At 65.8% G+C, this 24,184-nt stretch carries 21 protein-coding genes; 7 read left to right on the top strand and 14 right to left on the bottom strand.

Annotated elements, in window-relative coordinates; translation table 11 throughout:
- The coding region (locus tag Q4G50_RS08590) for an acetolactate synthase large subunit (RefSeq protein WP_303377244.1) at positions 1-1,669 on the bottom strand (1,669 nt) is incomplete at its 3' end.
- 337 nt (positions 1,670-2,006) lie between these two features.
- On the opposite strand from Q4G50_RS08590, the gene Q4G50_RS08585 reads away from it, so the two are divergent.
- From Q4G50_RS08585 to Q4G50_RS08570, 4 genes are read left to right on the top strand one after another with little or no spacing between them, the layout of a single operon-like run.
- Positions 2,007-3,503, top strand: a complete 1,497-nt coding sequence (locus tag Q4G50_RS08585; RefSeq protein WP_303377241.1) for a mechanosensitive ion channel family protein — start codon at positions 2,007-2,009, stop codon at positions 3,501-3,503.
- 10 nt (positions 3,504-3,513) lie between these two features.
- On the top strand, positions 3,514-4,020 hold the full coding sequence (locus Q4G50_RS08580; protein WP_303377240.1) for a PH domain-containing protein: 507 nt from the start codon (positions 3,514-3,516) through the stop codon (positions 4,018-4,020).
- Positions 4,021-5,859, top strand: a complete 1,839-nt coding sequence (gene ilvD / locus Q4G50_RS08575) for a dihydroxy-acid dehydratase (protein WP_303377239.1) — start codon at positions 4,021-4,023, stop codon at positions 5,857-5,859.
- 10 nt (positions 5,860-5,869) lie between these two features.
- Positions 5,870-7,102, top strand: a complete 1,233-nt coding sequence (locus Q4G50_RS08570; protein WP_303377238.1) for a glycosyltransferase family 87 protein — start codon at positions 5,870-5,872, stop codon at positions 7,100-7,102.
- 139 nt (positions 7,103-7,241) lie between these two features.
- Here Q4G50_RS08570 and Q4G50_RS08565 read toward each other — a convergent pair whose 3' ends face one another.
- Positions 7,242-8,153, bottom strand: a complete 912-nt coding sequence (locus tag Q4G50_RS08565; protein WP_303377237.1) for a DoxX family protein — start codon at positions 8,151-8,153, stop codon at positions 7,242-7,244.
- Between the two features lie 63 nt (positions 8,154-8,216).
- Positions 8,217-8,975: an HNH endonuclease family protein gene (locus Q4G50_RS08560; RefSeq protein ID WP_303377236.1), complete on the bottom strand. Its 759-nt coding sequence runs from the start codon at positions 8,973-8,975 to the stop codon at positions 8,217-8,219.
- 13 nt (positions 8,976-8,988) lie between these two features.
- On the opposite strand from Q4G50_RS08560, the gene Q4G50_RS08555 reads away from it, so the two are divergent.
- Positions 8,989-10,068, top strand: coding sequence for a glutathione S-transferase family protein (locus Q4G50_RS08555; RefSeq protein WP_303377235.1), 1,080 nt, complete (start codon positions 8,989-8,991; stop codon positions 10,066-10,068).
- Here the strand turns inward: Q4G50_RS08555 and Q4G50_RS08550 are convergent.
- Positions 10,065-10,928, bottom strand: a complete 864-nt coding sequence (locus Q4G50_RS08550) for a LysR family transcriptional regulator ArgP (RefSeq protein WP_303377234.1) — start codon at positions 10,926-10,928, stop codon at positions 10,065-10,067. The two genes, Q4G50_RS08555 and Q4G50_RS08550, sit on opposite strands and share 4 nt — an antisense overlap.
- Before the next feature lie 69 nt (positions 10,929-10,997).
- Between Q4G50_RS08550 and Q4G50_RS08545 the strand changes: the two genes are divergently transcribed.
- Positions 10,998-11,684: a LysE/ArgO family amino acid transporter gene (locus tag Q4G50_RS08545; RefSeq protein WP_303377233.1), complete on the top strand. Its 687-nt coding sequence runs from the start codon at positions 10,998-11,000 to the stop codon at positions 11,682-11,684.
- Between the two features lie 41 nt (positions 11,685-11,725).
- Here the strand turns inward: Q4G50_RS08545 and mgrA are convergent, their stop codons facing one another.
- The 5 genes from mgrA to Q4G50_RS08520 form a co-directional block, all read right to left on the bottom strand.
- Positions 11,726-12,805 (bottom strand): L-glyceraldehyde 3-phosphate reductase, encoded by a 1,080-nt coding sequence (gene mgrA, locus Q4G50_RS08540; RefSeq protein ID WP_303377232.1) that lies wholly within the window; start codon positions 12,803-12,805, stop codon positions 11,726-11,728.
- Between the two features lie 45 nt (positions 12,806-12,850).
- The gene (locus Q4G50_RS08535; RefSeq protein WP_303377231.1) at positions 12,851-13,732 is read right to left on the bottom strand and encodes a hypothetical protein; all 882 of its coding nucleotides are present in this window, start codon (positions 13,730-13,732) and stop codon (positions 12,851-12,853) included.
- A complete protein-coding gene (locus Q4G50_RS08530) occupies positions 13,729-15,360 on the bottom strand; it encodes an N-6 DNA methylase (RefSeq protein ID WP_303377230.1) in 1,632 nt (543 codons plus the stop codon). Before Q4G50_RS08530 ends, Q4G50_RS08535 begins: the two co-directional genes overlap by 4 nt.
- 151 nt (positions 15,361-15,511) lie before the next feature.
- On the bottom strand, positions 15,512-17,017 hold the full coding sequence (gatB, locus tag Q4G50_RS08525) for an Asp-tRNA(Asn)/Glu-tRNA(Gln) amidotransferase subunit GatB (RefSeq protein WP_303377229.1): 1,506 nt from the start codon (positions 17,015-17,017) through the stop codon (positions 15,512-15,514).
- 60 nt (positions 17,018-17,077) lie between these two features.
- A complete protein-coding gene (locus tag Q4G50_RS08520) occupies positions 17,078-18,052 on the bottom strand; it encodes a bile acid:sodium symporter family protein (protein WP_303377228.1) in 975 nt (324 codons plus the stop codon).
- A 23-nt stretch (positions 18,053-18,075) separates the two neighbouring features.
- On the opposite strand from Q4G50_RS08520, the gene Q4G50_RS08515 reads away from it, so the two are divergent.
- Complete coding sequence (locus Q4G50_RS08515; protein ID WP_303377227.1) at positions 18,076-19,026, top strand: PrpF domain-containing protein; 951 nt, start codon at positions 18,076-18,078, stop codon at positions 19,024-19,026.
- Here the strand turns inward: Q4G50_RS08515 and Q4G50_RS08510 are convergent.
- The 5 genes from Q4G50_RS08510 to Q4G50_RS08490 are packed head-to-tail and all read right to left on the bottom strand — an operon-like array spanning position 19,017 to position 24,152.
- A complete protein-coding gene (locus Q4G50_RS08510) occupies positions 19,017-19,532 on the bottom strand; it encodes a mismatch-specific DNA-glycosylase (protein WP_303377226.1) in 516 nt (171 codons plus the stop codon). The two genes, Q4G50_RS08515 and Q4G50_RS08510, sit on opposite strands and share 10 nt — an antisense overlap.
- A 1-nt stretch (position 19,533) precedes the next feature.
- Positions 19,534-20,487, bottom strand: a complete 954-nt coding sequence (gene rhuM, locus Q4G50_RS08505) for a RhuM family protein (protein ID WP_303377225.1) — start codon at positions 20,485-20,487, stop codon at positions 19,534-19,536.
- A 5-nt stretch (positions 20,488-20,492) separates the two neighbouring features.
- Positions 20,493-21,524 (bottom strand): 6-phosphofructokinase, encoded by a 1,032-nt coding sequence (locus Q4G50_RS08500; RefSeq protein WP_303377224.1) that lies wholly within the window; start codon positions 21,522-21,524, stop codon positions 20,493-20,495.
- Between the two features lie 43 nt (positions 21,525-21,567).
- The gene (locus tag Q4G50_RS08495; RefSeq protein WP_303377223.1) at positions 21,568-22,962 is read right to left on the bottom strand and encodes a DHA2 family efflux MFS transporter permease subunit; all 1,395 of its coding nucleotides are present in this window, start codon (positions 22,960-22,962) and stop codon (positions 21,568-21,570) included.
- Complete coding sequence (locus Q4G50_RS08490) at positions 22,959-24,152, bottom strand: MFS transporter (protein WP_303377243.1); 1,194 nt, start codon at positions 24,150-24,152, stop codon at positions 22,959-22,961. The genes Q4G50_RS08495 and Q4G50_RS08490 overlap by 4 nt, the downstream gene beginning before the upstream one ends.
- Positions 24,153-24,184: the final 32 nt, after the last annotated feature.

Genomic DNA, 24,184 nt, shown 5'->3' with positions numbered 1-24,184 from the left:
CGGCGGCGACCATCGGCCAAACCTGGGCGTCCTCACCGACGATGAAGTCGATGACCACGGGGCGGTCGTTGATCTCGCGGGCCTTCTGGATCGTCGGCAGGACGTCCTCTTCCTTGGTCACGCGGAAAGCAACGCAGCCCAGCGCCTCGGAGAGGGTGACGAAGTCCGGCACGTACTCGTCCTGCTCGCGCAGCTTGGTGTTGGAGTAGCGGCCCCCGTAGAACAGGGTCTGCCATTGGCGGACCATGCCCAGGTTGCCGTTGTTGATCAGGGCGACCTTGATGGGGAAGCCCTCGACGGCGGCGGTGGTCAGCTCCTGGTTGGTCATCTGGAAGCAGCCGTCACCGTCGATGGCCCACACCTCGGCGTCGGGCAGGCCGGCCTTGGCGCCCATGGCGGCGGGGATGGAGTAGCCCATCGTGCCCAGGCCACCGGAGTTGAGCCAGGTGCGGGGCTTCTCGAAGTCGACGAACTGGGCAGCCCACATCTGGTGCTGGCCGACACCGGCGACGTAGATGGCATCGGGGCCTGCAGCCTGGGAGAGGGTCTCGATGACGAACTGCGGGCTCATCATGCCGTCGGACTGCTTGTCATAGCCGCGCGGGAAGCGCTCCTTGAGGTCAGTGAGGTAGTCAACCCACTCGGAGATGGCCGGCGGGTTGAGGTTCTTCTGCGACTTGTAGGTGCGCAGCAGTGCGGAGAGCACCTCGCGGGCGTCGCCGACGATCGGGATGGCGGCCTCGCGGATCTTGCCGATCTCCGCCGGGTCGATGTCGGCGTGGATAACCTGGGCGTCCGGTGCGAACTCGTCGAGGTTGCCGGTGACGCGGTCGTCGAAACGCGCGCCGATGGCGATGAGCAGGTCAGAGCGCTGCATGGCGCCGACCGCCGGGACAGCGCCGTGCATGCCGGGCATACCCATGTGCAGGCGGTGAGACTCCGGGAACGCGCCTAGCGCCATGAGGGTGGTGACGACCGGGATGCCGGTGTACTCGGCGAACTCCAGCAGCTCCTGGTGGGCATCGGCCTTGATGACACCGCCGCCGATGTAGAGGCAGGGGCGCTCGGCCTCGGCGATCATCTGCACGGCCTGGGTGATCTGGCGGGAGTGCGGGGTGGTCACCGGCTTGTAGCCGGGCAGGTCCATCTTCGGCGGCCAGACGAAATCGAACTCGGCGTTCTGGATGTCCTTCGGGATGTCGACGAGGACCGGGCCGGGGCGGCCGGTCAGCGCGAGGTGGAAGGCCTCCATGAGGGTGCGGGCGATGTCGTTGGGATCGGTGACCATGAAGTTGTGCTTCGTGATCGGCATGGTGACGCCGCGGATATCGGCTTCCTGGAAGGCGTCGGTGCCCAGCAGGGAGCGCCCGACCTGGCCGGTGATGGCGACCATCGGCACGGAGTCGAGGTTGGCGTCGGCCAGCGGGGTGACCAGGTTGGTGGCGCCCGGGCCGGAGGTGGCGATGCAGACGCCGACCTTGCCGGTCACCTGGGCGTAGCCGGTCGCGGCGTGGCCGGATCCCTGTTCGTGGCGCACCAGCACGTGGCGCAGCTTCTCGGAGGAGAACAGGGGGTCATACAGCGGGAGGATGGCTCCACCGGGCAGGCCGAAGACGATGTCGGTGCCGAGCTCCTCAAGCGAGCGGACGATCGCCTGGGCGCCGGTCATGCGCTCCGGGGCGGTGTCCCCCGGGGTCTTCTTGGCGACCGTGGCCGGGGTGGGCGTGTGCGAAGCTGCCACGTTATCTAGCTCCTAAATTCACATGAACAATGCAGTTGGGACGCTACCCGGTGGCGTCCCGCGTGGTGCGCACGGGTCCTCCGGCTGGCAAATGACAAAGCCCCCGCACAGGCACTGATGGTGGGTGCTGTCGAGGGCGCTTGTCGAGACGACTAGAAAGTAGCGTCGTTTACGGCAGGCGCCGCGCAGCTACTACCACGAGTCGAATGTTGATCATGCCGATCATCATACACACAGGTTCCGGGTTAGTCGTATCGTGGTCGGCATGCTCGACTTCATCTCGTACCTTCTCATCCGCGCCTGGCATTGGATAGCCGACGTGGGTCTGTCCCTGGCCCTCCTTCTGGTGCTCGCGCTACTTGTCCCCCGCGTGGGCCGTTTCGCGCAGCGGTGGTTGGCCCGCGGTGTGGAGGAGACGACGGATGCGGATGAGTCGAAGACCCGCCTGGCCCTGGCGGGCGTGTCCGTCTATGTTTTCCAGATGATCGCGTTCTTCCTGCTCCTGGTGTTTTTCCTGCAGGTGATGGGCTTCTCGTTGGCGGGGGCGGCGATCCCGGCGACGGTGGTCTCGGCGGCGATCGGTTTCGGTGCGCAGTCGATCATCGCGGATTTCCTGGCGGGCTTTTTCATCCTCACGGAAAAGCAGTTCGGTGTCGGTGACTGGGTGCGTTTCGAGGGCAACGGGATCTCAGTGGAGGGCACGGTCATTCAGGTGACCATGCGTTCCACGCGCATTCGTACCCTGGCGCAGGAGACGGTGATCATCCCGAACTCCACGGCACGGGTGTGCATCAACTCCTCCAACTACTGGTCGCGTGCCGTGGTTGTCATCCCGGTGCCGCTGCTGGGTTCGGACAACACGCAGGATGCGATTGATCGGGCGGAGGCCGCCACGCGGCGTGCTTTGCGACGCCCCGAAGTAACCAAGGAGCTCATCGGCGAACTCGACGTCCACCCGGCGGTGAACATCAACCCGCCGGCCACCGTGGGCATGCCGTGGACGGTGGACATGCGTTTCATGATCCAGGTCCAGGCGGGCATGCACTGGTTCGTCGAGCGCGCGATCCGCACCGAGATCCTCGATGAATTCTGGAACGAGTACGGCTCGGCGACCACCATCACCGGCGACGTCAAGGACCGCGTCGATACCGTCACTACCGCGGCTCTGAGCAACGTCCCGCTTATCGACATCCCCGTCTCCTCGCCCCATGATTCCGCCGGAGATCAACAGATGGAGGTCCCGGTCGGCTTCGCCGATGAGGAAGGACGGGACCCAGCGGTCGTCGAGCGCGGCGCCCAGGGCGATGAGCCGGAGGACACCGTCGACGATGAGACCCCGGCCGGTGGGGTCTTTCGTAGCGACTCGCCGACGTCGAAGTGGAAGCGCCTGGCTTCGGTCGGCGGCCGCGTGCGCCCCTCCACGATGTACCTGTTCAGCGCGTTGTTCGTGCTGTTAGTACTCAAGACGCTCACCGTTGATGCCGGCGAGGACGGCCCCTCCGGTGTGCTGGCCCCGCGCACCCCCGCCCCGGAAACCACCCAGACCGCAGAACCCACGGTAGAGCCGGTGCCGGAACCCACCTGGACGGAACCCACCGCCACCCCCACCCCCACCCCGACCCAGCTGCAACCAGTACCTCCGGCGCCGACGGCGAGCTCCCCGACCGAGGAACCGGGCGTCGATACGCAGGTGCCGGAGGCCACGGAAACACAGGTCACCCCGAACACCCCGAACTCCGAGCCGACGCAGCCCCTCAACTAGCATGGTCGCCATGAGTTCATCCCTGGAGTTCCGTCCCGAGCGGGCTAATCTCTTCGCGGCGGCGCTGATCATCGCCGTCGCGCTGCTGGTCATCCCCTCCGCCCCGCTGTACCTGGGTTGGCTGCTGCTCATCCCGGCGGCCTTCATCTGGTGGGTGCTGCGGGCGCGCACCGAGGTCGGCGAGCGTGGTGTGGACATCACCTACGCCTTCCGCGGCGGGCAGACCACCGCCTGGGAGGACGTCGCCGGTGTCGGCTTCAAAGGGGCCCGCGCCCTGCTGACCACCACCGACGGGAAGGAGCACGTCATGCCCGGCGTGACCTTCAACTCGCTGCCGCAGCTGGCGGAGGCCTCGCACGGACGCATCCCCGATGTGCTCACCGCCGCGCAGGAAGCCGCCGATGAGAAGGTGACTGTCGTCTACCGCGACGGCCGCCAGGTTCTCATGACGCAGGAGGAGTACGCTGCGTACCAGGCTGAACAGCAGACCACCCCCGACAACCCGAAGGAGCAGTAGGTGTTCCCGCTTCGATCCAAAGTCACCACCGTCGGACGCAACGCCGCCGGCGCCCGCGCCCTGTGGCGTGCCACCGGCACCAAGGAAAACGAGTTCGGAAAGCCAATTGTGGCGATCGTCAACTCTTATACCCAGTTCGTCCCGGGGCACGTGCACCTGAAGAACGTCGGCGACATCGTGGCCGATGCTGTCCGCGCCGCCGGTGGCGTGCCGAAGGAGTTCCACACCATCGCCGTCGACGACGGCATCGCCATGGGCCACGGCGGCATGCTCTACTCGCTGCCTTCGCGTGAGATCATCGCCGATTCCGTCGAGTACATGGTCAACGCACATACCGCGGATGCCATGGTGTGCATCTCCAACTGCGACAAGATCACCCCGGGCATGCTCAACGCCGCCCTGCGCCTCAACATCCCCGCCGTGTTCGTCTCCGGTGGTCCGATGGAGGCCGGTAAGGCCGTGGTTGTCGATGGTATCGCCCAGACCCCGACCGACCTCATCACCGCCATCGCCGCCTCGGCCGATGAGAACGTCTCCGACGAGGGCCTGGCCCAGATCGAGGAATCCGCCTGCCCGACCTGTGGTTCCTGCTCCGGCATGTTCACCGCCAACTCCATGAACTGCCTTACCGAGGCCCTGGGTCTGTCCCTGCCGGGCAACGGCACCACCCTGGCCACCCACTCCGCCCGCCGCCGCCTCTTCGAGCAGGCCGGCGAGACCATAGTGGAGCTGTGCCGCCGTTACTACGGCGAGGAGGACGAGTCCGTCCTGCCGCGCAACGTGGCCACCAAGGACGCCTTCCGCAACGCCATGGCGCTGGACATGGCCATGGGTGGTTCCACCAACACCATCCTGCACACCCTGGCCGCCGCGCAGGAGGGCGAGATCGACTTCACCCTCGCCGACATCGAGGAGATCTCACACCGCGTGCCGTGCCTCTCCAAGGTCGCCCCCAACGGCATCTACCACATCGAGGACGTCCACCGCGCCGGCGGCATCCCCGCCATCCTCGGTGAGCTGCGCCGCGCGAACCTGCTCAACGAGGACGTCCACTCCGTGGTCTACCCCACCATCGGTGAGTGGCTCGACGACTGGGACATCCGTGGTGGCCAGGCCATCGACGAGGCAGTCGAGCTCTTCCACGCCGCCCCGGGTGGCGTGCGCACCACCGAGCCTTTCTCCACCGACAACCGCTGGGATTCGCTGGACACCGACCAGGTCAACGGCTGCATCCACGATGTGGAGCACGCCCACTCCGCCGACGGCGGCCTGGTGGTCCTACGCGGCAACCTCGCCCCGGATGGCTCCGTGCTCAAGACCGCCGGCGTCGAGGAGGAGCTGTGGACCTTCACCGGCCCGGCCCGCGTGGTCGACAGCCAGGAGGAGGCTGTGTCCATCATCCTCAAGCGCGAGGTCCAGGCCGGCGAGGTCGTGGTCATCCGCTACGAGGGCCCCTCCGGCGGCCCCGGCATGCAGGAAATGCTGCACCCCACGTCCTTCCTCAAGGGTGCCGGCCTGGGCAAGAAGTGCGCCCTGATCACCGACGGTCGCTTCTCCGGCGGCACCTCGGGCCTGTCCATCGGCCACATCTCGCCTGAGGCCGCCCACGGTGGTCTCATCGGGCTGATCGAAAACGGTGACCCGATCACCATCGACGTCCACACCCGCCGCCTCTCGCTGGATGTGCCGGATGAGGAGATCGCGCGGCGTCGAGAAGCAATGGAGGCTGCGGACAAGCCGTGGACCGCCCAGCGTGAGCGCTACGTCTCCAAGGCCCTGCGGGCCTACGCCTCCATGGCCACCTCCGCTGATAAGGGAGCCGTGCGCCAGGTCGACTAGCATGAGCCGGGTGACTGATCTTTCGAAGCCCGCGACCCTCCCCCTCGATACGCTGCTGAAAATCATGGCAGCTTTGGGGATGGTCGCGGGTTTCGGCGTTGTCGGGCGCCAGATGATGCTCACCGACTTCCCTGTCGACATGATCATCTACCTGCAGGGAGTGCGCGCCTTCCGCGACGGCGGCGAGATGTACTCGGTGCCCATGTACGCCGGGGACCTGGCCCTGCCCTTCATCTACCCGCCCTTCGGCGCGCTGGTGATGCTGCCGTTCACCGCGGCGGATGATGATCTCGCCGGTGACCTCATGATCATGTTGTCCGCCGGGCTGGTTTTGCTGTGCCTGTGGTTCGTGCTGCGGGCCGCCACCCGCCTCCGGGGCTGGTCGCTGGCGGCGCTGACCGCCGCGGTATGGCCGGTGGTGCTGCTTATCGAGCCGGTGTGGCTGAACTCCGGGTTCGCCCAGCTCAACATCGTGCTCATGGCGCTGGTGGTGCTGGATCTGGTGCCCCGCAAACGCCGGTTTCCGCAGGGCTGGCTCATCGGGCTGGCGGCGGCGATCAAGCTCACTCCCCTGGCGATGCTGCTGTACTTCCTGCTGCGCCGAGATTTCCGGGCGATCCTCGTCGCCGGGGTGTCCGCCCTACTGGCGACCGGTGTAGCGGCGCTGTTCCGTTGGGATGCCACCAGAGAGTTCTACACCTCGGTGTTGCTGGACATGGGCTCGAGTTCCGAGTTCGGGGTCAACACCGTCTACCAGTCCAACAGCTCCCTCAAGGGCATGATCATGCGCTGGTTCACCTCCGGCGCGGAACTCGACGCACATTCCGGCCTGGTCAACGGTCTGTGGTTGGGGTTGTCGCTGCTGGTCATCGTGCTGGGTGGGTGGTTCATGGTGGCGCTGATGCGCCGCAACATGCTTATCGACGCCGCCTTAGTCAACGCCCTCATCATGCTCCTGATTTCCCCCGTCTCCTGGTCCCACCACTGGATCTGGCTCACCCTGCTGCTGCCCGTCCTGGCGTGGCGCTGCCTGACGGTGCTCGGCGGGCCCGTAGTGCTGGGCTCGCTGGTGTTCACTTGGACTGCGCTGGTGATTACCCAGCCGCCGAAGTGGTGGTACGGGGACTCCATCGACATCCATGCGCTGGATTTCTGGCAGAAGCTGCTGGTCTCGGACTTCGTGTGGCTGGCGGGTGCGGTGATGGTGGCGTGGGCGGTGGCGCTGCGGCGGGTGCCACGCTAAACCCCCTGCAAATGGGCATATCGGCCATGCATGTGCACAGCAAAAATGCCCAAACACCGGGCGATCGACACGTCACCTAACCCCAGGCAGGCGAAAGGCCCCGCCACTGTTGACAGCGGGGCCTGACGAAGCCAGAGCTTTAAGCCAGCGGGTTAACTCCCGCGCCGAACCACCACAGGGCGACGGCACCAGCGATAGCCAGCAGGATGAAGATCCAGGAGCTGACCAGCGGGCGGCGGGCCCAGCTGCGGCCGAAGTCCAGGGAGACCAGGCCCGGACCGGTGAACTGCAGCGCCAGGGAAATACCCAGGAGCACCAGCGAGAGCCACACCGTCTCCGGCCAGGCGAAGATGTTGGCACCGGCGCCGGAGGTGGTCAGTTCATGCAGGGCGGTAAAAGAGGTGACGATGGTGGCCACCATCGCAAACAGCGGCGTAATCAGGCCGAGCACCAGGAACACGCCGGCCGCCAGCTGCAGCGAGGGGACGATAATGGCCAGGCCGCCCGGGGCGAGATAGTTGGCGTATTCGGTCTCCAGGCCGGACAGGCCGGGGTTGCCGCCGAGGCGGAAGAAGGTGCCCACGGCCTCGAGGATGAGCCAGGCGCCGAGCAGCAGGCGGATGATGAGCAGGCCGAAGTCCATGGTGCCGCGGCGGTAATCGGGGGTGAGCGGCTCCTCCGTGACGGCGGTGGAGGTCTCGTAATCCACCGGCGCTGCCACCGGGACCGGTTCTGCGGGGCGGTCGTAGGCGACCGTCTCGTGGGAGCCGGTGGGGGCGAAGTCCTCGTCGGCGTAGGTCGGCTCGGCGGGCTTGATTTCCTGCGGGGCGGCGCGGCCACTGCGGTCGAAGAGTCCACCGGAGGTCTGGGAGAACTGGGTGGTCGGCTCCGGGGTGCCGGCGGGCTCGGCCTTGCTCAGTGGCGTGGAACCGGACCCCGAGGAGCGGGGCGCCGGGTCGGTGGCGGGGGTGTCCTTGTTGTAGGTGGGCACGTCGAGGCCGTCGGCGTCGTACGAACCCGCGCGGTCGGGGTTGAGGTTCTTGTCGGTCATGGTGCCAGAGTAAGTCAGATCACCCCCGGTGCTCGGTGTTTGAAACGGCGAGCCGCCGGGTAATCACGGGCAGCGCATGAGTTCGCGCGCCAGCGCGTCACGTTCGGCTGCAGTGACCCACAGCCCGTAGGTGACTTTCACCTCAACGATGCGGGTGGCGTAGTCGCAGCGGAAGGCCTTGTTGGGAGGCAGCCAGGTGGCGGCGTCACCGGCACCCTTCTGCTGGTTGAGGGAGCCGTCGACGGCCAGGAGGTTGAGCGGGTCGTTGGCGAAGTCCCGGCGGGTGTCCTCGTCCCAGGCTTGGGCGCCTTTCTGCCAGGCGTCGGCAAGCGCAACGATGTGGTCGATCTGGACCTCAGCGCTGCGTTCCCCGCGAACGAATTCGAGGATCTCCCCGGAATAAGGGTCGTGGAGGGTGCCGGATTCGACGAGGCAACCGTGTGTGCCGGGCCGGATGACCGGGTCTGTGAGGTCGCGGCGGAGGATGTCGTTGCGGGTGTCGCAGCCGTTGCGGCCGCCGTCGACGCGCACGTCATCGCTCCAGGCCTGGCCGAACTCGGCCCGGTCATAGTCGCTTCTCGACGCCCGCCCCTTCACCTCCAATGAGTCCAGCAGGGAAGGTTCCGCGACGGTCGTCTCCACGACCGTCGTCGTGATGACTTCGGTGACTGGCGGTGGGGATGTCGGGGACGAGGGGACGTCGATAAGCAGGGCGGCGCCGATGACGGCGACGATGCCTGCTACCAGTACTGCAACCACTCGTTTCATTGCGTCGTCACCGTAGCAGGGGGTGGCGACATTGACGGCAGCGGGTTCGAACACTACTGTTGTTGATATGACAGCAAATGAGGATTGGGCAGGCGACGCGCAGAACGCATCCCCCGACGGGGAGTTCGTGCGCGACGCGACATACATCGAGGACCGCATCACCGCCGACGTGAGCGAGAAGGCGCCGCAGGACGATGACACCGTGCATTGGCCCGTCGAGGCCGGGCGCTACCGGCTGGTCGCTGCGCGCGCCTGCCCGTGGGCGCACCGCTCGGTGATCACCCGCCGCCTGCTCGGCCTCGAAGATGTCATCTCCTTAGGCCTGGCCGGTCCCACCCACGACCGCCGCTCCTGGACCTTCGATCTCGATCCCGGCGAGGTCGACCCGGTGCTGGAAATTCCGCGCCTGCAGGACGCCTACTTCAACCGCTTCCCCGACTACCCGCGCGGCATCACCGTGCCCGCCATCGTGGAGGTTGAGTCGAAGAAGGTGGTCAGCAATGATTACCCCTCGATCGTGAGCGATTTCCAGACCCAGTGGACCAAGTTCCATCGCGAGGGCGCCCCGGACCTCTATCCGGAAGAGCACCGCGCGGAGATCGATGAGCTGGCCAAGCGCATCTACACCGAGGTCAACAACGGCGTTTACCGCTGCGGTTTCGCCGGCTCCCAGGACGCCTACGATGACGCGTATGTCCGGTTCTGGGAGACGATGGATTTCTTAGAGGACCGCTTGTCGACGCGCCGCTACCTCGTCGGCGAGCACATCACCTTCGCGGATATCTTCCTGTTCGTCACCCTGGTGCGTCACGACGCCGTGTACTACTCCCACTTCAAGACCTCCCGCAACAAGATCTCCGAGCTGCCCGCCTTGTGGGGATACCTCCGCGAGCTTTTCCAGCTCCCCGGCTTCGGCGACACCACCGACTTCCAGGAGATCAAGGAGCACTATTTCATCGTGCACAAGGAGGTCAACCCCACCCAGATCGTGCCGCAGGGCCCGGACCTGGCTGGCCTGGCCACCCCGCACGGCCGCGAGGCCCTCGGTGGCCAGCCCTTCGCTGAGGGTGTCACCCTCCCGGGCGCTGTGCCTGCGGGCGAGGAAGTGAAAAACCCCGAGCCCTTCCAGGTGGAGCTGTTCGGTTAGACCGCCGGGAGCTGGCGGGCGGCCGCGACGACCGAGTCCGTCAGGCGCTCCAGCAACTCGGACTCCAGGCGCCAGCGCTGCCAATAAAGCGCGACGGTGACAACACTGTCGTCGAGGGTGACCAGATCCCCGCGGCGTAAGTGGATGTCCGCCTGCAGCTCGGACATCAGCCCCCACCCCAACCCGCGCAACGTCGCCCGTGCCAACGCCTCCGATGATGGAATTTCCGACATCCGGGGGCGTTGCTGATTCACACCCAGGCGTTCCTCCAGGTCCGCTGCCTGCAGAGCATCACCGGGTCCATAGCGCAGCGTGGGCATCCGCGAGTAGTCCGGGCCGGGGTAGGCGGCGGCCAGTTCCGGCGTGGCGACGGCGCGGTAACGCACGACACCCAGCGGGATGGTGTCGCACCCGGAGACGGGGCGGGATTCACGGGTGACGGCGCCGAGCACATCCCCGCGGCGAAGGAGGGCGAGGGTACGGGCCTCGTCCTCGATGCGGATCCGCAAGGTGGCGCCCTCGAAGTCCGCGACATCCGACATCACCGGCGTGAACCACGTGGCCAGCGAATCGGCGTTGACCGCGATGCTCAAGGGTACTTGGCCCAGGCGCCCCTCCAGGCGGGCATCCGTCTCCGCCTGGAGCAGGCGCATGCGGCGGGCCGCCTGGACGAGGATCTCCCCGGCCTCAGTGGCGGTGGCCGGGGTGGAACGCCGCACGAGCACCCGGCCTGTGTCGCGTTCCAGGGCTTTGATGCGCTGGCTGATGGCCGAGGGGGTGATGCCGAGACTGTGCGCGGCGGCCTCGAAGCTGCCCTCGTCGACGATGGCGAGGAGGGATTCCAGGTGCAACGAGTTCATGAAGCCAATCTTAATCAGCTGAAGATCGATTAACTGGACTTCATCGGTCGGCGGACGCAGAATGAGGGCATGTCAATCATCGTTGCAGGTCTGTTCCTGGGACTCTCCCTCATCATCGCCGTCGGGCCGCAGAACATCTTCCTGCTCAAGTCCGGAATCAAGCGACAGCACGTCACCGCCGTCGTGCTGACCTGCATCATCTCCGACATCTTCCTTATCACCGCCGGCGTGGCCGGGGTTGGCGTGCTCGTCGACTCCGCTCCCCTGCTGCTGGAGATTCTGCGCTGGGGTGGCGCCGCCTATCTACTGTGGTTCGCCTGGACCAACTTCCGCGATGCCGCCCGCCCCGGAGCGATCACCGTCGTCGAGACCGCTCCCGTGGGGCCGGCCCCGGATGGCTCGGGCGGCAGCGCGGTGCTCACACAGACCCGCACCGGCAACGCCCTGAGGCGCCCCACCCAGCGTCCCACGTGGCTTTCCGCCGTGGGCACCACCCTGGCTTTGACCTGGCTCAACCCGCTCGCCTACGTCGATGTGGTTGTGATGGTCGGCGGTATCGCCAACCAGTACGGCACCGACGGCCGCTGGCTCTTCGCACTCGGCGCCTTCATCGCGGCACTCGTGTGGTTCCCCACCGTCGGCTACGGAGCCGCACTGCTGCGCAAGCCCCTGTCGCGCCCGAATGTCTGGCGGTGGGTGAACATCGGTATCGGCATCGTCATGTGCGGCCTGGCCCTCAAGCTTGTTCTGATGTAGGTGACACACCACCGGCCATCGCCCGCGGGCCCGGGTGCGCGCTAGTCGGCGTGGCGTCGAGAAGCAGTGGCGTTCGCCCAGATGTTGATGCCGGCGTCGCGGGCGACCTCATCGATGGCGTTGAGCTCCGCGTCGGAGAACTCGAGGTTATTGAGGGCATCGAGGTTCTCGTCGAGCTGCGCCACCGAGGACGCACCGATGAGCGCGGAAGCGACCGTCTCCACCCCATACTCGCCCTGCTGGCGCAGCACCCAGGCGATCGCCATCTGCGCCAGCGACTGCTCGCGCTCCTGGGCGATGTCGTTGAGGCGGTTGATCATCTCCAGGTTTTCGGCGCTGAGCATGTCATTCGACAAAGACTTCAGGGCCGCCGCGCGAGAATCTGACGGCACGCCGTTGAGGTAGCGGTTGGTCAACAGGCCCTGCGCTAGCGGGGAAAACGCGATGACGCCAAGCCCGGAGTCGGCGGCGGAGGTGAGCAGCGAATCGCCGTCCTCACCCGGCTCCTCCACCCAGCGGTTGACGATGGAATAGCTCGGCTGGTTGATAATCAGCGGGCAGCCCTCCTCCGCCATGAACTCCGCCGCCTCGCCCGTCAGCTCGGGACCGTAGGAGGAAATTCCGGCGTACAGCGCCTTGCCGGAGGCGACGATATCGCGCAAGGCGTAAAGGGTCTCCTCCAGCGGGGTGTCCGGGTCCGGGCGGTGGTGGTAGAAGATGTCGACGTAGTCCAGGCCCATACGGTCGAGCGACTGGTCCAGCGAAGCCATGAGGTACTTGCGCGAGCCCCCGAAACCATAAGGGCCCTCCCACATGTCCCAGCCGGCCTTTGAGGAGATGATGAGCTCATCGCGGTAGGGCTTGAAGTCCTCCGCGAGCAGACGGCCAAAGTTCGTCTCGGCGCTGCCGGCGGGCGGGCCGTAGTTGTTGGCGAGGTCGAAGTGCGTGACACCTCGGTCGAAAGCGCGGCGCAGGATGGCGCGCTGGGTCTCCAGGGGTTTGTCATCGCCGAAGTTGTGCCACAGGCCCAGCGAGATGGCAGGCAGCTTGAGGCCGGAACGTCCGACGCGGCGATAGGGCATGGAGGTGTAGCGCTCGGGGGCGGGGAGATAAGTGCTCATGGATCCCATTGTGCCCCCGTTAGCCGTTTCTAGAGGAGAAAAACCCTAGCGAGCCCTGTTCAGTTTTTCTCTGGCACCAGCATGAAAAGAAACGGGCGCTGCGTCGAGGATGTGATGGACCATCTTCTCAAAGAATCTGTCAGCGGACAGATCTTCCGGGACGCTATGTGCCGCACTGGGATCCACTTCGGGATCTTCTGCCTCGGGGAAGCTCACGACAGGACTCTCCTGGGATTCATCCCAGTCGACGAGGATGAGACAGGTAGCCGTATAGCCGTTCCCGTCGCCGTTATTGCGAAGCTTGCGCATCATGTCGACGGCCTTCGCGAAAGCCGCCGGCTCCGTGGTGGTTATTGACGCATGCAGCACGAAGATGAACCCCACGGCCGCCAGTGGATACCGCGCGCGAAGATTACCGGCATCACCGTAGGCCTCCTCGAAGCGGTTGGCCAGATTCTTCCCGAAGGAAGCAGTCATCATCTTCGTGGACACCAGCAGCTCAGGCCCCGTTGACCAATGAGACATCGAGACATCCACCTGCTTCACGTAGGCGCGTCCCAGAAAATTCCCGTCCCTGGGAGCCACAGATGGCATATTCAACAGGCGGGCAGCCACCTGTTTCTCCACGCCAGACGTCAATTTATGAAGCAGGTTGCGGACATCAAGCGGTAGTACAAATGGTGGTTCTGCTCGCGGCCAGATGGCATCCGGATCAAATCCAGCTCGCCTGAACTCGTTCGCCACCCAAGCATCAACTGCCTTGGCTGCGCGGCCCGACTGCGAGGGGGCATGCTGGGATACCGGCACCTCAAGGAGTCGGCGCAGAGCTTGTCTATCCGAACGATACTCGGTAGTTTTCCCGACCCTCATCCACGGCGTCCCCTCCCTGTCCAGAGACGCCAGCACATCACTCAGCTCATAGCTCACGTTCGAGATCCTTTCGACCGCTGCATTCTTTTAGCCTTGAGGTCGATCCTTTCGCGCCGCAGCGCCTCTGCCTCACGCGGACTAAAACCCAGCCGGGGAAGTAGAACTTCATCGACAACATCCATCGCGCCGTCCAAGTCGTTGCCGTGCAGACACCCCCGCACCTTTTCCTTCAGCTGCGATAGTTCCTGGGCGAGCGAGGCCACAACCACCGGCGACGGCAACAACCAACGTCGGGCTTCACCGGGCTCCAGTTTGAGCAGGCCTCCGCCATAACTGCGGCCGCTGAGTTCAGCATCGGTGGCGGTGGCGCTGTTGAGTGCCGCGAGGGGAAGAAACTGCGCGGCCAGCTCACGCAACTCTGGGGTGATGTACACCCCGTGCACGGAGTTAATGTGGTTGACCCGCGCTGAGTTGGTGGCCAATTGAGGGGTTCCCAGATTCATATAGGTCAACAGCAGATCGGGAACCTCCGGCAACGGGGTCTGCCACCAGGGCTTACGAACGCGGCACTTGTATCTTTGGTCGATTCCTGCCTCCTCGCCTTCCGCGATCTTTCGCAGTGCGCCGGGCGACGGTGTCTCACTGGGGCGGAACAAAATGGTCGCGGCACCGCGTGCTCCCTGTTCCACCCAATCCGCCTTGCTGAATTCGAGATTCCGAAGATGCACAGACCCGGGCGGCGATAAGGCGACTGTCTCCTCCGGAAGCACTGCAAGCTCGCGGGCTTCTGCCGGTGTCATAGTGAAGAATGCGTTCGCACCGGTCACTGCTCCCAGGCGGACACTCCCCCACGTGATGAGGGGCACCAGAGATTCGGTGGCCACAGCACCATTAAGCATCGAGCGGGTATCTGCGCGCCCAAAGATGTCAGTCCATCGTGCTTCGGGGGATGCCGGGGTAAATGTCCGCCATTTCTCCGATTCAAGCGTCCGGAACTTCAACTCTGTTCCGCTACCAGTGCCGAAGCCTGCCCCGATTACCAGCAATACCTGTTCCTGGGCCCCGGCGAACACATTGTTCTCCACGATGATGATCTTCACCGCCGCAAACTCGCGGAGCAGGAGTGCCCTGATAGGGGCTGCGTACCCTGTGTAGAGAAGCTCCGCCGGTAGAACCATTCCCAGCGTTCCGCCCGTAGTGAGGAAAGTTGTCGAATGGACCACGAATGCCGCCCATGACGATGCGAGTTCGTTGATTTCTACCCCACCTGCCGCTGCTGCCTCCCGGGCCTTGTGACGGCTTTCTCCGGAATGGTCGTGGAATCGGATGTACGGCGGATTACCGATGACGAGGTCAAAATCTGCGGATCCGGGCACATCAAAGAAGTCATCGACGCGGATTCTCGCCTGGTGCCCCTTGGCTTTCAACAACGCACGGGCATGCGCAGCGGACTCTTCGTGGAGTTCCACACCGTGCAGCTCGACCAACCTGCCTTCCCCGGCGCTTTTCTCGCCGGCGCTGAGCAGGAACGCGGCTTCTCCGCAGGAGGGTTCCAGGATACGGCGGGAATCTGACGCCCAGCATTCATTCACCAGCAGGTCCGCAATCGGCGCCGGAGTAAAAAAAGCGCCCCTCTTCTTCCTGGCACCGAAGGTGTCGCTCCCCCGTAGAACTGACGTCGTCACGTTCTCCTCCCTTCACTGGTTTTGATATCACGCAAAGGATAGCTCACACCCCGGACATCCGCTAGAACAAATGTACGCATGGATGTGGTGCAAAGTATAGAGGGCACGCAGACCACCTGGTCTGCGCGCCCCCTGACGCGGCGTCGAAAAGCTACTTGAGCTTCTCCGCGATGAGCTTGTTCACCTGCGCCGGATCGGCCTTGCCGCGGGTGGCCTTCATGACCGCACCCACGATGGCGCCGGTGACCTTGGTGTTGCCGGCCCGGTACTTCTCGACGATGTCCGGGTTCGCGGCCAGGGCCTCGTCGACGGCGGCTTCGATGGCGCCGTCATCACGCACGACCTCCAGGCCACGCGCGGCGACGACCTCGGAGACGGTGCCCTCACCGGCGAGCACGCCGTCGACGGCCTGACGGGCCAGCTTGGTGGTGAGCTTGCCCTCCTTGACCAGGCTGACGACCTCGGCGACCTGCGCCGGGGTGATGGCCAGGGCCTCGAGTTCGACGTCTCGCTCGCGGGCCGCGGCGGAGAGGTAGTTGACCCACCAGGCACGCGCCTCATCGGCGGTGGTGCCTTCCTCAACGGTGGCCAGGATCGGCTCAAGCGCACCGGCGTTGACCAGGTCGCGCATCTCGGCGTCGGAGATGCCCCACTCCTCCTGCAGACGAGCGCGGCGCACCCACGGCAGCTCGGGCAGGGTGGCGCGGATCTCCTCGACCCACTCCTTCGGCGCGAGCACCGGCGGCAGGTCCGGGTCGTTGAAGTAGCGGTAGTCCTCGGCGGACTCCTTACGGCGGCCCTTGCGGGTGGAGCCGTCGAGCTCCTGGTAGTGGCGGGTCTCCTGGATGATCTCCTCGCCGTTTTCAAGGGCGGCGGCCTGGCGCATCATCTCGTAGCGCACGGCCTGCTCGACGGACTTGAGCGAGTTGATGTTCTTCGTCTCGGTGCGGGTGCCGAACTCCTGCTGGCCGATCGGGCGCAGGGAGAGATTGGAGTCGACGCGCATGGAACCCTGGTCCATGCGGGCATCGGAGACGCCGATGGCCTTGACCAGCTCGCGCAGGGCGGTGACGTAGGCGCGGGCGATCTCCGGGGCACGCTCGCCGGCGCCCTCGATCGGCTTGGTGACGATCTCGATGAGCGGCACGCCCGCGCGGTTGCAGTCCACCAGCGAGGCGGTGGCGCCGTGGATACGGCCGGCGACGCCGCCGATGTGGGTGAGCTTGCCGGTGTCTTCCTCCATGTGGGCGCGCTCGATCTCGACGCGCCACTGCGTGCCGTCGTCGAGCACGACATCGAGCCAGCCGTCGTAGGCGATCGGCTCGTCGTACTGCGAGATCTGGTAGCCCTTCGGCTGGTCCGGGTAGAAGTAGTTCTTGCGCGCGAATCGGGAGGACTCGGCGATCTGGCAGTTGAGCGCCAGGCCGATCTTGATGGCCCACTCGACACCCTTGGCGTTGACCACCGGGAGGGCGCCGGGCAGGCCGAGGGAGACGGGGTCGACGTTGGAGTTCGGCTCGGCACCGAAGTGGGCGGAGCTGGTGGAGAACATTTTGGTCTCCGTGGCCAGCTCGACGTGGACCTCGAGGCCCATCACGGGGTCGAATTTCTCCAGGACCTCGTCGAAGTCCATCAGGTCGTGAATCGCGGCAGTCATGGTCCGGATTTTAGCCCTTCCTGTCAGGGTCCGTGCTCATCGGGTGCTCGGGTCGTGTTTCTACGCGGCAGGCTGCAGCTCCCGCTGGGCCTGTCGCTTGTCGGCGGCGCGGCACAGGGCCGCGACGATCGCGCCGGAGAGGTTGTGCCACACGGAGAACACCGCGGCCGGGAGCGCGGCCAGCGGGGACATGTACTGTGCGGCGAGCCCGGCGGCCAGCCCCGAGTTCTGCATTCCGACCTCGATCGCCATGGTGCGGGAGGCAGCCTCGGGCTGGCGGGTGACCTTGCCCGCCAGGTAGCCCAGCAGGTAGCCGATGCCGTTGTGCAGGATGACGGCGGCCAGCACGATGAGGCCGGCGGAGACGATGTTGTCGCGGGACCCGGAGACGACGATGGCGACAATCGTCGAGATAGCGGCCACCGAGATCCACGGCATGGCCGGCAGGATCTTCTCCGCCAGGCCACCGATCAGCAGGCGGATAACCAGGCCCGCGATGACGGGGATGAGCACGATCTGGACGATGGACCAGGCCATGGACCCGGCGTCGAGAGGCATGTACTGCCCGGCCAGCCACAGGGTGAGCAATGGGGTGAGCAGCGGTGCGAGGAGGGTGGAGACGGAGGTCATGGTGACGGACAGGGCGACGTCGCCACGCGCGAGGTAGGACACGACGTTGGAGCTGGTTCCGCCGGGCGCACAGCCGACGAGGATGACACCGGCGGCGATTTCCGGGGGGAGCTGCAGCATCCACACGACGGCAAGCGCGATGGCCGGCATGATGACGTATTGGGCGATGACGCCGAGCAGAACGGGCAGCGGGCGTCGGGCGACGAGGGCGAAGTCGACGGGGCGCAGCGTCAGTCCCATGCAGAACATGACGATCGCCAGCAAGGTGTTGGTCCACCCGGAGATGGTCTGCACCGCGTCGGCGGCGAAGAATCCGATGATTCCGCCGATGACGACGAGCACGGGGAATCCCAGCGCGGCGATGTAGGCCGCACGGTCCTGGGTCTGGTTCGTGGTTTTCTCCATGCCCGGCACCTTATGCTCAGGTCATGTTCCCGGAATCACTGCCCCTCACCATTGCCCGTGGTGGCACCTCGCGAGCCTGCTTCCTGCCGATGTCCGCGCTGCCTGCCACCCAGGCCGAGCGCGATGAGTTGTGCCTGCGGTTGATCGGTTCGCCGGATCCGCAGGCTGTCGATGGTCTGGGCGGTGGCGTGAGCTCGAATTCGAAGGTGATGTTCGTCGGCACCTCGCAACGCGCCGACCTGGAGACGCTTTTCGCGCAGGTCTCCCCCACCGAAAGGAGCGTCGACTGGTCGGGTAACTGCGGCAACATCTCCTCCGCGGTCCTGCATTATGCTCGCCACACCGGACTTATCAGCGCCACTCGCGCCACCGTGTGGAACCTCAACTCGCAGGCTAAGTTCGAGCTCGTACTTGACGACGACCGCGTCGACATGCGTTTTCTTAACCCCGGCGGCGAGAAATGCGGTTCCATCTTCCCCGCCGGCCGCCGCTGCCAGGTGGATGGGGTGGAGGTGTCGCTTATCGACGTCGCCAACCCCATCGTCATCACCCGCGCCGCAGATGTCGGCGTGGATCCTGCCCTGGGGATGGCCGCCCTCAACGCCGACGCTGCGCTACTCGAGCGGTTGGAAAGACTCCGCGTGGCCGCTGCTCAAGCCATGGGACTCGAACCCTCGAAAGCCATTCCCCGGGTGGCCATGGTCGCCCCGGGTACAGATCTCCGCGTCGTCATGACGAGCGTCGGCCGCATCCACCACGCCCTGCCCGGCACCGGCATCCTCGCGCTGGCGGCCGCGGTGGCACTCGGCGACACCGTCATCGAGGATGTACTTCCGGGACCTCGGGAAGCACTGACTTTGCAGCACTTCAAGGGCGACGTCGAGGTCTCCGCGCGAGCTGAAGGCGAGGAGCTCGAATGGGTGGCACTGCCCCGCACCGCCCGGATCTTGATGAGCGGGCAAGCCTACCTATAGAGGTGCTCCCACACCTCGCGGTAGGCGCGCGCCAGGGAATGAACGGTCTCGTGGGCGTTGAGGCCGGAGGGGTTGGGCACGACCCAGGTTTCAGCACCGCCGATCGACGTGGGCTGGAGGCCGACGCGGGCACGCGGGCGTCGATAAGCCAGCCGGTAGGCACCGATCCCGGCGACCATGACAATCTGCGGTCCGTGGCGGGCGACCTTCTCCTCCAGTACCCGGCCGCCCTCCTCGTACTCTTCACGGCTCAACTTGGAGGCAACGGCCGTAGCCCGGGGCACGAGATTGGTGAAACCCAGGCCAACCCGGCGCAGTTCCGCCAGGTGAGCGGGGGTGAGGCCGGAGCGGGCGTCGATAAGCGAATCGGTGATGCCTGCGGCGTGGAGCGCCGGCCAGAAACGGTTCCCCGGGCGGGCGAAAGGCGCGTCGACTGCTTCGGAGACCAGTCCCGGGTTGATGCCGACCACGAGGAGTCGGCAGTGCTCGAGGTTGAGGTCACGCATGTCAATCGTCGGTGAGCATGCGGATCAGGAGCGCCACGATAAGATCCTTTTCCGCGGGCTCGCTCATCGCGGTCATGAGAGTAATGGTCGCGAGAGCATTGTTGGACAAGCGGGGCCTCCCGTGCTCGTCGAAAAGTGCCCCGTTCCTGGCCAGAAAAGTGACGAACAACGCGGCAGCACTGCGTTTGTTGCCGTCGGACAGCGGATGGTTCTTGACGACGAGGTAGAGCAGGTTCGCCGCCTTTTCCTCGACCGTCGGATACAGGTCATCCCCACCGAAAGTCTGATAGATCCCTCGGGTGATCCCTTCCAGGCCTTCCCCCGGCTCATTACCGAAGAGACTGTCCATGGGAAAGCTGGCCGCTACCTCCGCAATGACTGATCGCGCTTCATCCACGGTCAGGGTCCATTCCGGCAGAGCGGCCGGGGCCGATACGATCTCTCCTTCGTCGAAGTCACGCAGCAGGTGGAGACCAGGCAGGTAGTGACCGATCACATCGGCGATTCCCGCCACCGCTTCATCATCCGCACGCCCGAGGATTCGGACTACCGCGCCCAGTTCATCCAGACGCTGCCGATTGATGGAGTATCCCTGCACGAGGTATTCCCGGAGTCGATCGGTAGCCCAAATCCGGAATCGTGTAGCTACCTGGGACTTGATTCTGTATCCCACGGAAATGATGACATCGAGGTTGTAATGCGGGATCGCGCGGTTGACCTGTCGTTTTCCCTCGATTCGAACCTGTCGAAAATCCCGACAGGTTGCGGACTTCTCCAGTTCACCGTCCGCGTACACGTTGCCGATATGTTCAACGATGTTGGTCCGCGACGTCTGAAAAAGCTCCGCCAGCTGCGCCTGCGTCAGCCACACCGTGTCATCCGTCAGGCGGACGGACAAAGCCGGTGCGCCGTCCTCGGAGTCGTAGAGGACGATGTCACCAGCCAGGGAGGTCACTGCTCTTAGCCGAACATCGCCTGGGCGGTGACCCAGCGGTCCATGGGGACGGTCTTGAGCTGGCCGACGGCCTCCTGCAGCGGGATGTTCTCGATGCGCTCGCCCTTGAGAGCCACACAGGTGCCGAAGTCACCGCGGTGCGCGGCACGGGTGGCGCGCACACCATAACGGGTGGCCAGGACGCGGTCGAAGGCGGTCGGGGTGCCACCGCGCTGGATGTGACCGAGGACCGTGGTGCGGACGTCGTGGCCCAGGCGGGAATGGATCTCATCGGCGATCTGCTGGCCGATGCCGGTGAAGACCTCGTGGCCGAATTGGTCGACGCCGCCGGACTTGAGCTCCATCGTGCCTTCCTTGGGGGCAGCGCCCTCGGCGACGACGATGATGCCGTACTTCTCGCCCATCTGGAAGCGGCGTTCCATCTTCTTGCAGATCTCGGAGATGTCGAAGGGCACCTCCGGGATCACGGTGTAGTGGGCGCCGCCGGCCATACCGGCGTGCAGGGCGATCCAGCCGACGTGGCGGCCCATGACCTCGACGATGAGGATGCGGTTGTGGGACTCGGCCGTGGTGTGCAGGCGGTCAACGGCGTCGGTGGCGACGGCCACGGCGGTGTCGAAGCCGAAGGTGTAGTCGGTGCCGTTGACGTCATTGTCAATGGTCTTGGGCACGCCGACGACCGGGATACCGTTGTCCGAGAGCCATTTCGCGCCCTTGAGGGTGCCTTCGCCGCCGATGGGGATCAGCGCGTCGATGCCAGCGTCGGCGAGGTTCTCCTTGATCTGCTCCAGGCCGGCCTTGAACTTGTCCGGGTGCAGGCGACCGGTGCCCAGGATGGTGCCGCCGCGCAGGAGGATGCGGTCAATGTGCTCATCGTCGTAGAGATCGACGCGGCGATCCTCCAGGAGGCCCTGCCAACCATCCTCGTAGCCGACGACGGTGGAGCCGAATTCGGAGCTGGCGGTACGGACGATGCCGCGGATGACGGCGTTGAGGCCGGGGCAGTCGCCGCCGGAGGTCAGGGTGGCAAGTCGCATGAAACCCACCTTACTTCCCGAAGGATTGTTCGGCACGCTGTGGTTAGACCTGTGGTCCTACCTGCGCTTCGGGGCGGAAGAAGGCCACAGCCACCAGGCCCAGACCGAGCACGGCGGCGGGCAGGAGCAACGCCACCGCGAGGCCAGGGACGAAACCGTAAGTAACCGCGCCGACCTGCATCGCCGCGCCGACGGCGGCAGCACCCAGCACCGCACCTGTCTGCCGTCCAGTGTTGTAGACACCGGCGGCGGCCCCCATGTAGGCGATGTCGACGGTGCGCATCGCGGTCGCCGAGTTCGGGGCCCACACCAGCGCATTGCCGACCCCCAGCAGGCCCGCCGCCACGAGGAAGATCCACAACGGCGCGTCGCTGACCATCAGCCAGGCGATGAGCAGCAGGGTGGCGATCATCGTGCCGAAACCACCGACTGAGAGCAGCCGCGGGTCCAGCCGATCGGCGGCGGGGCCGATCAGGGGCGAGGCGACCGCCGCGACAACGGCCATCGGAATGAGCATGAGTCCAGCATCGCGGGAGCTTAAACCCTGCCCGTCCTGCAGCCACAGCATGACGGGCAGCATCATCGACGACGCCGTGAACCCCATCGTCGCAATCGAAAACACGCCGAGCGAGTAGTTACGGTTGCGAAACATCTGCAGCGGCACCAGGGGTTCCGTGCTTCTCGACGCCGCGTTCGCCTGCAGGCGAACAAACAGGGCGATGAAGATCAGCCCGAGGATCCCGAGGGCGATGGCCCAGGCGGGCCACCCCAGGCCCGGGCCCTGCTGCACGGCGACGACCAGTGCGGTCATGCCGATAAAGGACACGGCGACAGAAGGGGTGTCGATACGCCGGGCGAAGGTGGGCAGGCGCGGCACCCACAGGGTAGCCAGCACCACCGCCAGGATGCCCACGGGCAGGTGGATGAGGAACACGCCGCGCCAGCCGACGCTGGACACGATGAACCCGCCGAGCACCGGGCCGATGAGGGTGGCCACCGAGCCGACCGCGCCCCACACGCCCAGGGCGGAGCCGCGGCGTTCGCGGGGGAAGACGCGGTTGATCACGCTCATGGTCTGCGGGGTGAGGATCGCCGCGCCGATGCCCTGCACGGCGCGCGCGGCGATGAGCAGCTCCAGGGTCGGGGCCAGGGTGGCGGCGAGTGCGGCGAGGGTGAACACGATGATGCCCACGCGGAAGAGGTGGCGCTGCCCGAAACGATCGCCGAGGCGGCCGGTGAACAGCAGCGGGACGAGCAGGCACAGCAGGTAGATGGAGCTGACCCACACGACCTGGTCTAGGCGGGCGTCAAAATCCGCCATGATCCCCGGGGTGGCCACCGCGACGATGGTCTGATCGATGAGGATCATGAAAAACCCCAGGCACAGGGCGGCGAGTGCCCGCCAGGCCTGGGCCGGGGGCAGGACGGTGGAACTCATTGTGTCGACTCTAGCCCTGCGACCGGTCGCAGGACGGTGAGCCCGCGCGTAATCGCCCACACGGAGATCACCGCCCACGCGATGGCCAGCACCGCGGCGGTGGCGTAGATGGAGACCTGGGTGAGCAGGCCGGTGGCGGCAATGAGCCCGATAGGGGCGGAGAACTGCCCGATCGCCATGAACACGGAGAAGGCGCGCCCGCGGAGGCGCTCGGGGATGATCTCGGTCACCAGGACCATCTGCAGCGGGCCCATGAGCCCGCCGCCGAGCCCGGCGATGGCCATGCCGATGATGACCAGCCACGGATACTGCAGCGCCGCCATCAGCGAGAAGCCGGCGAGGTAGCAGACCATGGCCGCCGCCCAGATGGTGCGCCGGCGGGCGGTGCCCACCGCGGCGATGAGGAAGCCGGACGCCATCATGCCGACGGCGTAGGCGGACATGGCGAGGCCGAGCTGGACGGGGGCGTCGATAAGCTGGAAGTGGGCGGGCATGAGCACCGCCAGGTAGGGGCTGACCAGCGCCGCGGAGACGAACGTGATGGCCGCCAACAGGCGGATCGGCGCGGGGCGCACGACTTCCGCCCAGGAGCGCAGGGCCCCGAGATCGGGGACGTCGATATCCACGTTCTCGGCGGGCACCAGGCGCAACAGCGCCGTCAGCCCGGCGGCGAGCAGCGAGCAGCCGGCGGTAATCCACAGGACCAGTTCGATGGGCAGGGCCGCCATGAGGAAGCCGGCGATCGCCGGGCCGATGAGCCAGGCCATGCCGCCGATGGATTGGTTGAGCCCGGCGATGAAATCCACCGTGCGCCCGGAGGTGCGGGAAACGTCGCCGACGAGTGCGGAGCGGGCGGCCATGCCGGGGATGTCGCCGACCGCGCCGATGATGCCGAGGGCGATAAACCACGCCATAGTCAAGCCCACAGCCTGGTCGACGAGGATGACGCCGACGATTGACAGTCCGGAGATGACATCCGAGATGATCGACATCGGCTTGCGCCCAAATGTGTCGATGAGGTGCCCGCCGAGAAACGCCACCGCCAGTGACGGCACGGCGATTGCCGCGGCCACCAGACCGGCCGCCGCGGGGTTGCCGGTGCGCTCCAGCACCAGCCAGGGCCAGACGATCGTCGCGACTGCGTTGCCCAGCATCGACGTCGCCGCCGACGAAAGATAGATCCAGACCATCACCTGGCTCATCCTACGGGTCGGTAGGGTGA

This window comes from Corynebacterium sp., from assembly GCF_030538285.1.
In the GTDB taxonomy this organism is placed as follows: domain Bacteria; phylum Actinomycetota; class Actinomycetes; order Mycobacteriales; family Mycobacteriaceae; genus Corynebacterium.
The sequence above is the reverse complement of the archived record's forward strand: the minus strand, read 5'-3'. Positions and strand labels throughout refer to the sequence as shown.

Coding starts and splice junctions, on each gene's coding strand:
- Q4G50_RS08585 (WP_303377241.1), top strand. CDS start 2,007: ATGCTCGACTTCATCTCGTACCTTCTCATCCGCGCCTGGCATTGGATA.
- Q4G50_RS08580 (WP_303377240.1), top strand. CDS start 3,514: ATGAGTTCATCCCTGGAGTTCCGTCCCGAGCGGGCTAATCTCTTCGCG.
- Q4G50_RS08565 (WP_303377237.1), bottom strand. CDS start 8,153: ATGACCGACAAGAACCTCAACCCCGACCGCGCGGGTTCGTACGACGCC.
- Q4G50_RS08555 (WP_303377235.1), top strand. CDS start 8,989: ATGACAGCAAATGAGGATTGGGCAGGCGACGCGCAGAACGCATCCCCC.
- Q4G50_RS08550 (WP_303377234.1), bottom strand. CDS start 10,928: ATGAACTCGTTGCACCTGGAATCCCTCCTCGCCATCGTCGACGAGGGC.
- Q4G50_RS08545 (WP_303377233.1), top strand. CDS start 10,998: ATGTCAATCATCGTTGCAGGTCTGTTCCTGGGACTCTCCCTCATCATC.
- mgrA (WP_303377232.1), bottom strand. CDS start 12,805: ATGAGCACTTATCTCCCCGCCCCCGAGCGCTACACCTCCATGCCCTAT.
- gatB (WP_303377229.1), bottom strand. CDS start 17,017: ATGACTGCCGCGATTCACGACCTGATGGACTTCGACGAGGTCCTGGAG.
- Q4G50_RS08520 (WP_303377228.1), bottom strand. CDS start 18,052: ATGGAGAAAACCACGAACCAGACCCAGGACCGTGCGGCCTACATCGCC.
- Q4G50_RS08515 (WP_303377227.1), top strand. CDS start 18,076: ATGTTCCCGGAATCACTGCCCCTCACCATTGCCCGTGGTGGCACCTCG.
- Q4G50_RS08510 (WP_303377226.1), bottom strand. CDS start 19,532: ATGCGTGACCTCAACCTCGAGCACTGCCGACTCCTCGTGGTCGGCATC.
- Q4G50_RS08500 (WP_303377224.1), bottom strand. CDS start 21,524: ATGCGACTTGCCACCCTGACCTCCGGCGGCGACTGCCCCGGCCTCAAC.
- Q4G50_RS08495 (WP_303377223.1), bottom strand. CDS start 22,962: ATGAGTTCCACCGTCCTGCCCCCGGCCCAGGCCTGGCGGGCACTCGCC.
- Q4G50_RS08490 (WP_303377243.1), bottom strand. CDS start 24,152: ATGGTCTGGATCTATCTTTCGTCGGCGGCGACGTCGATGCTGGGCAAC.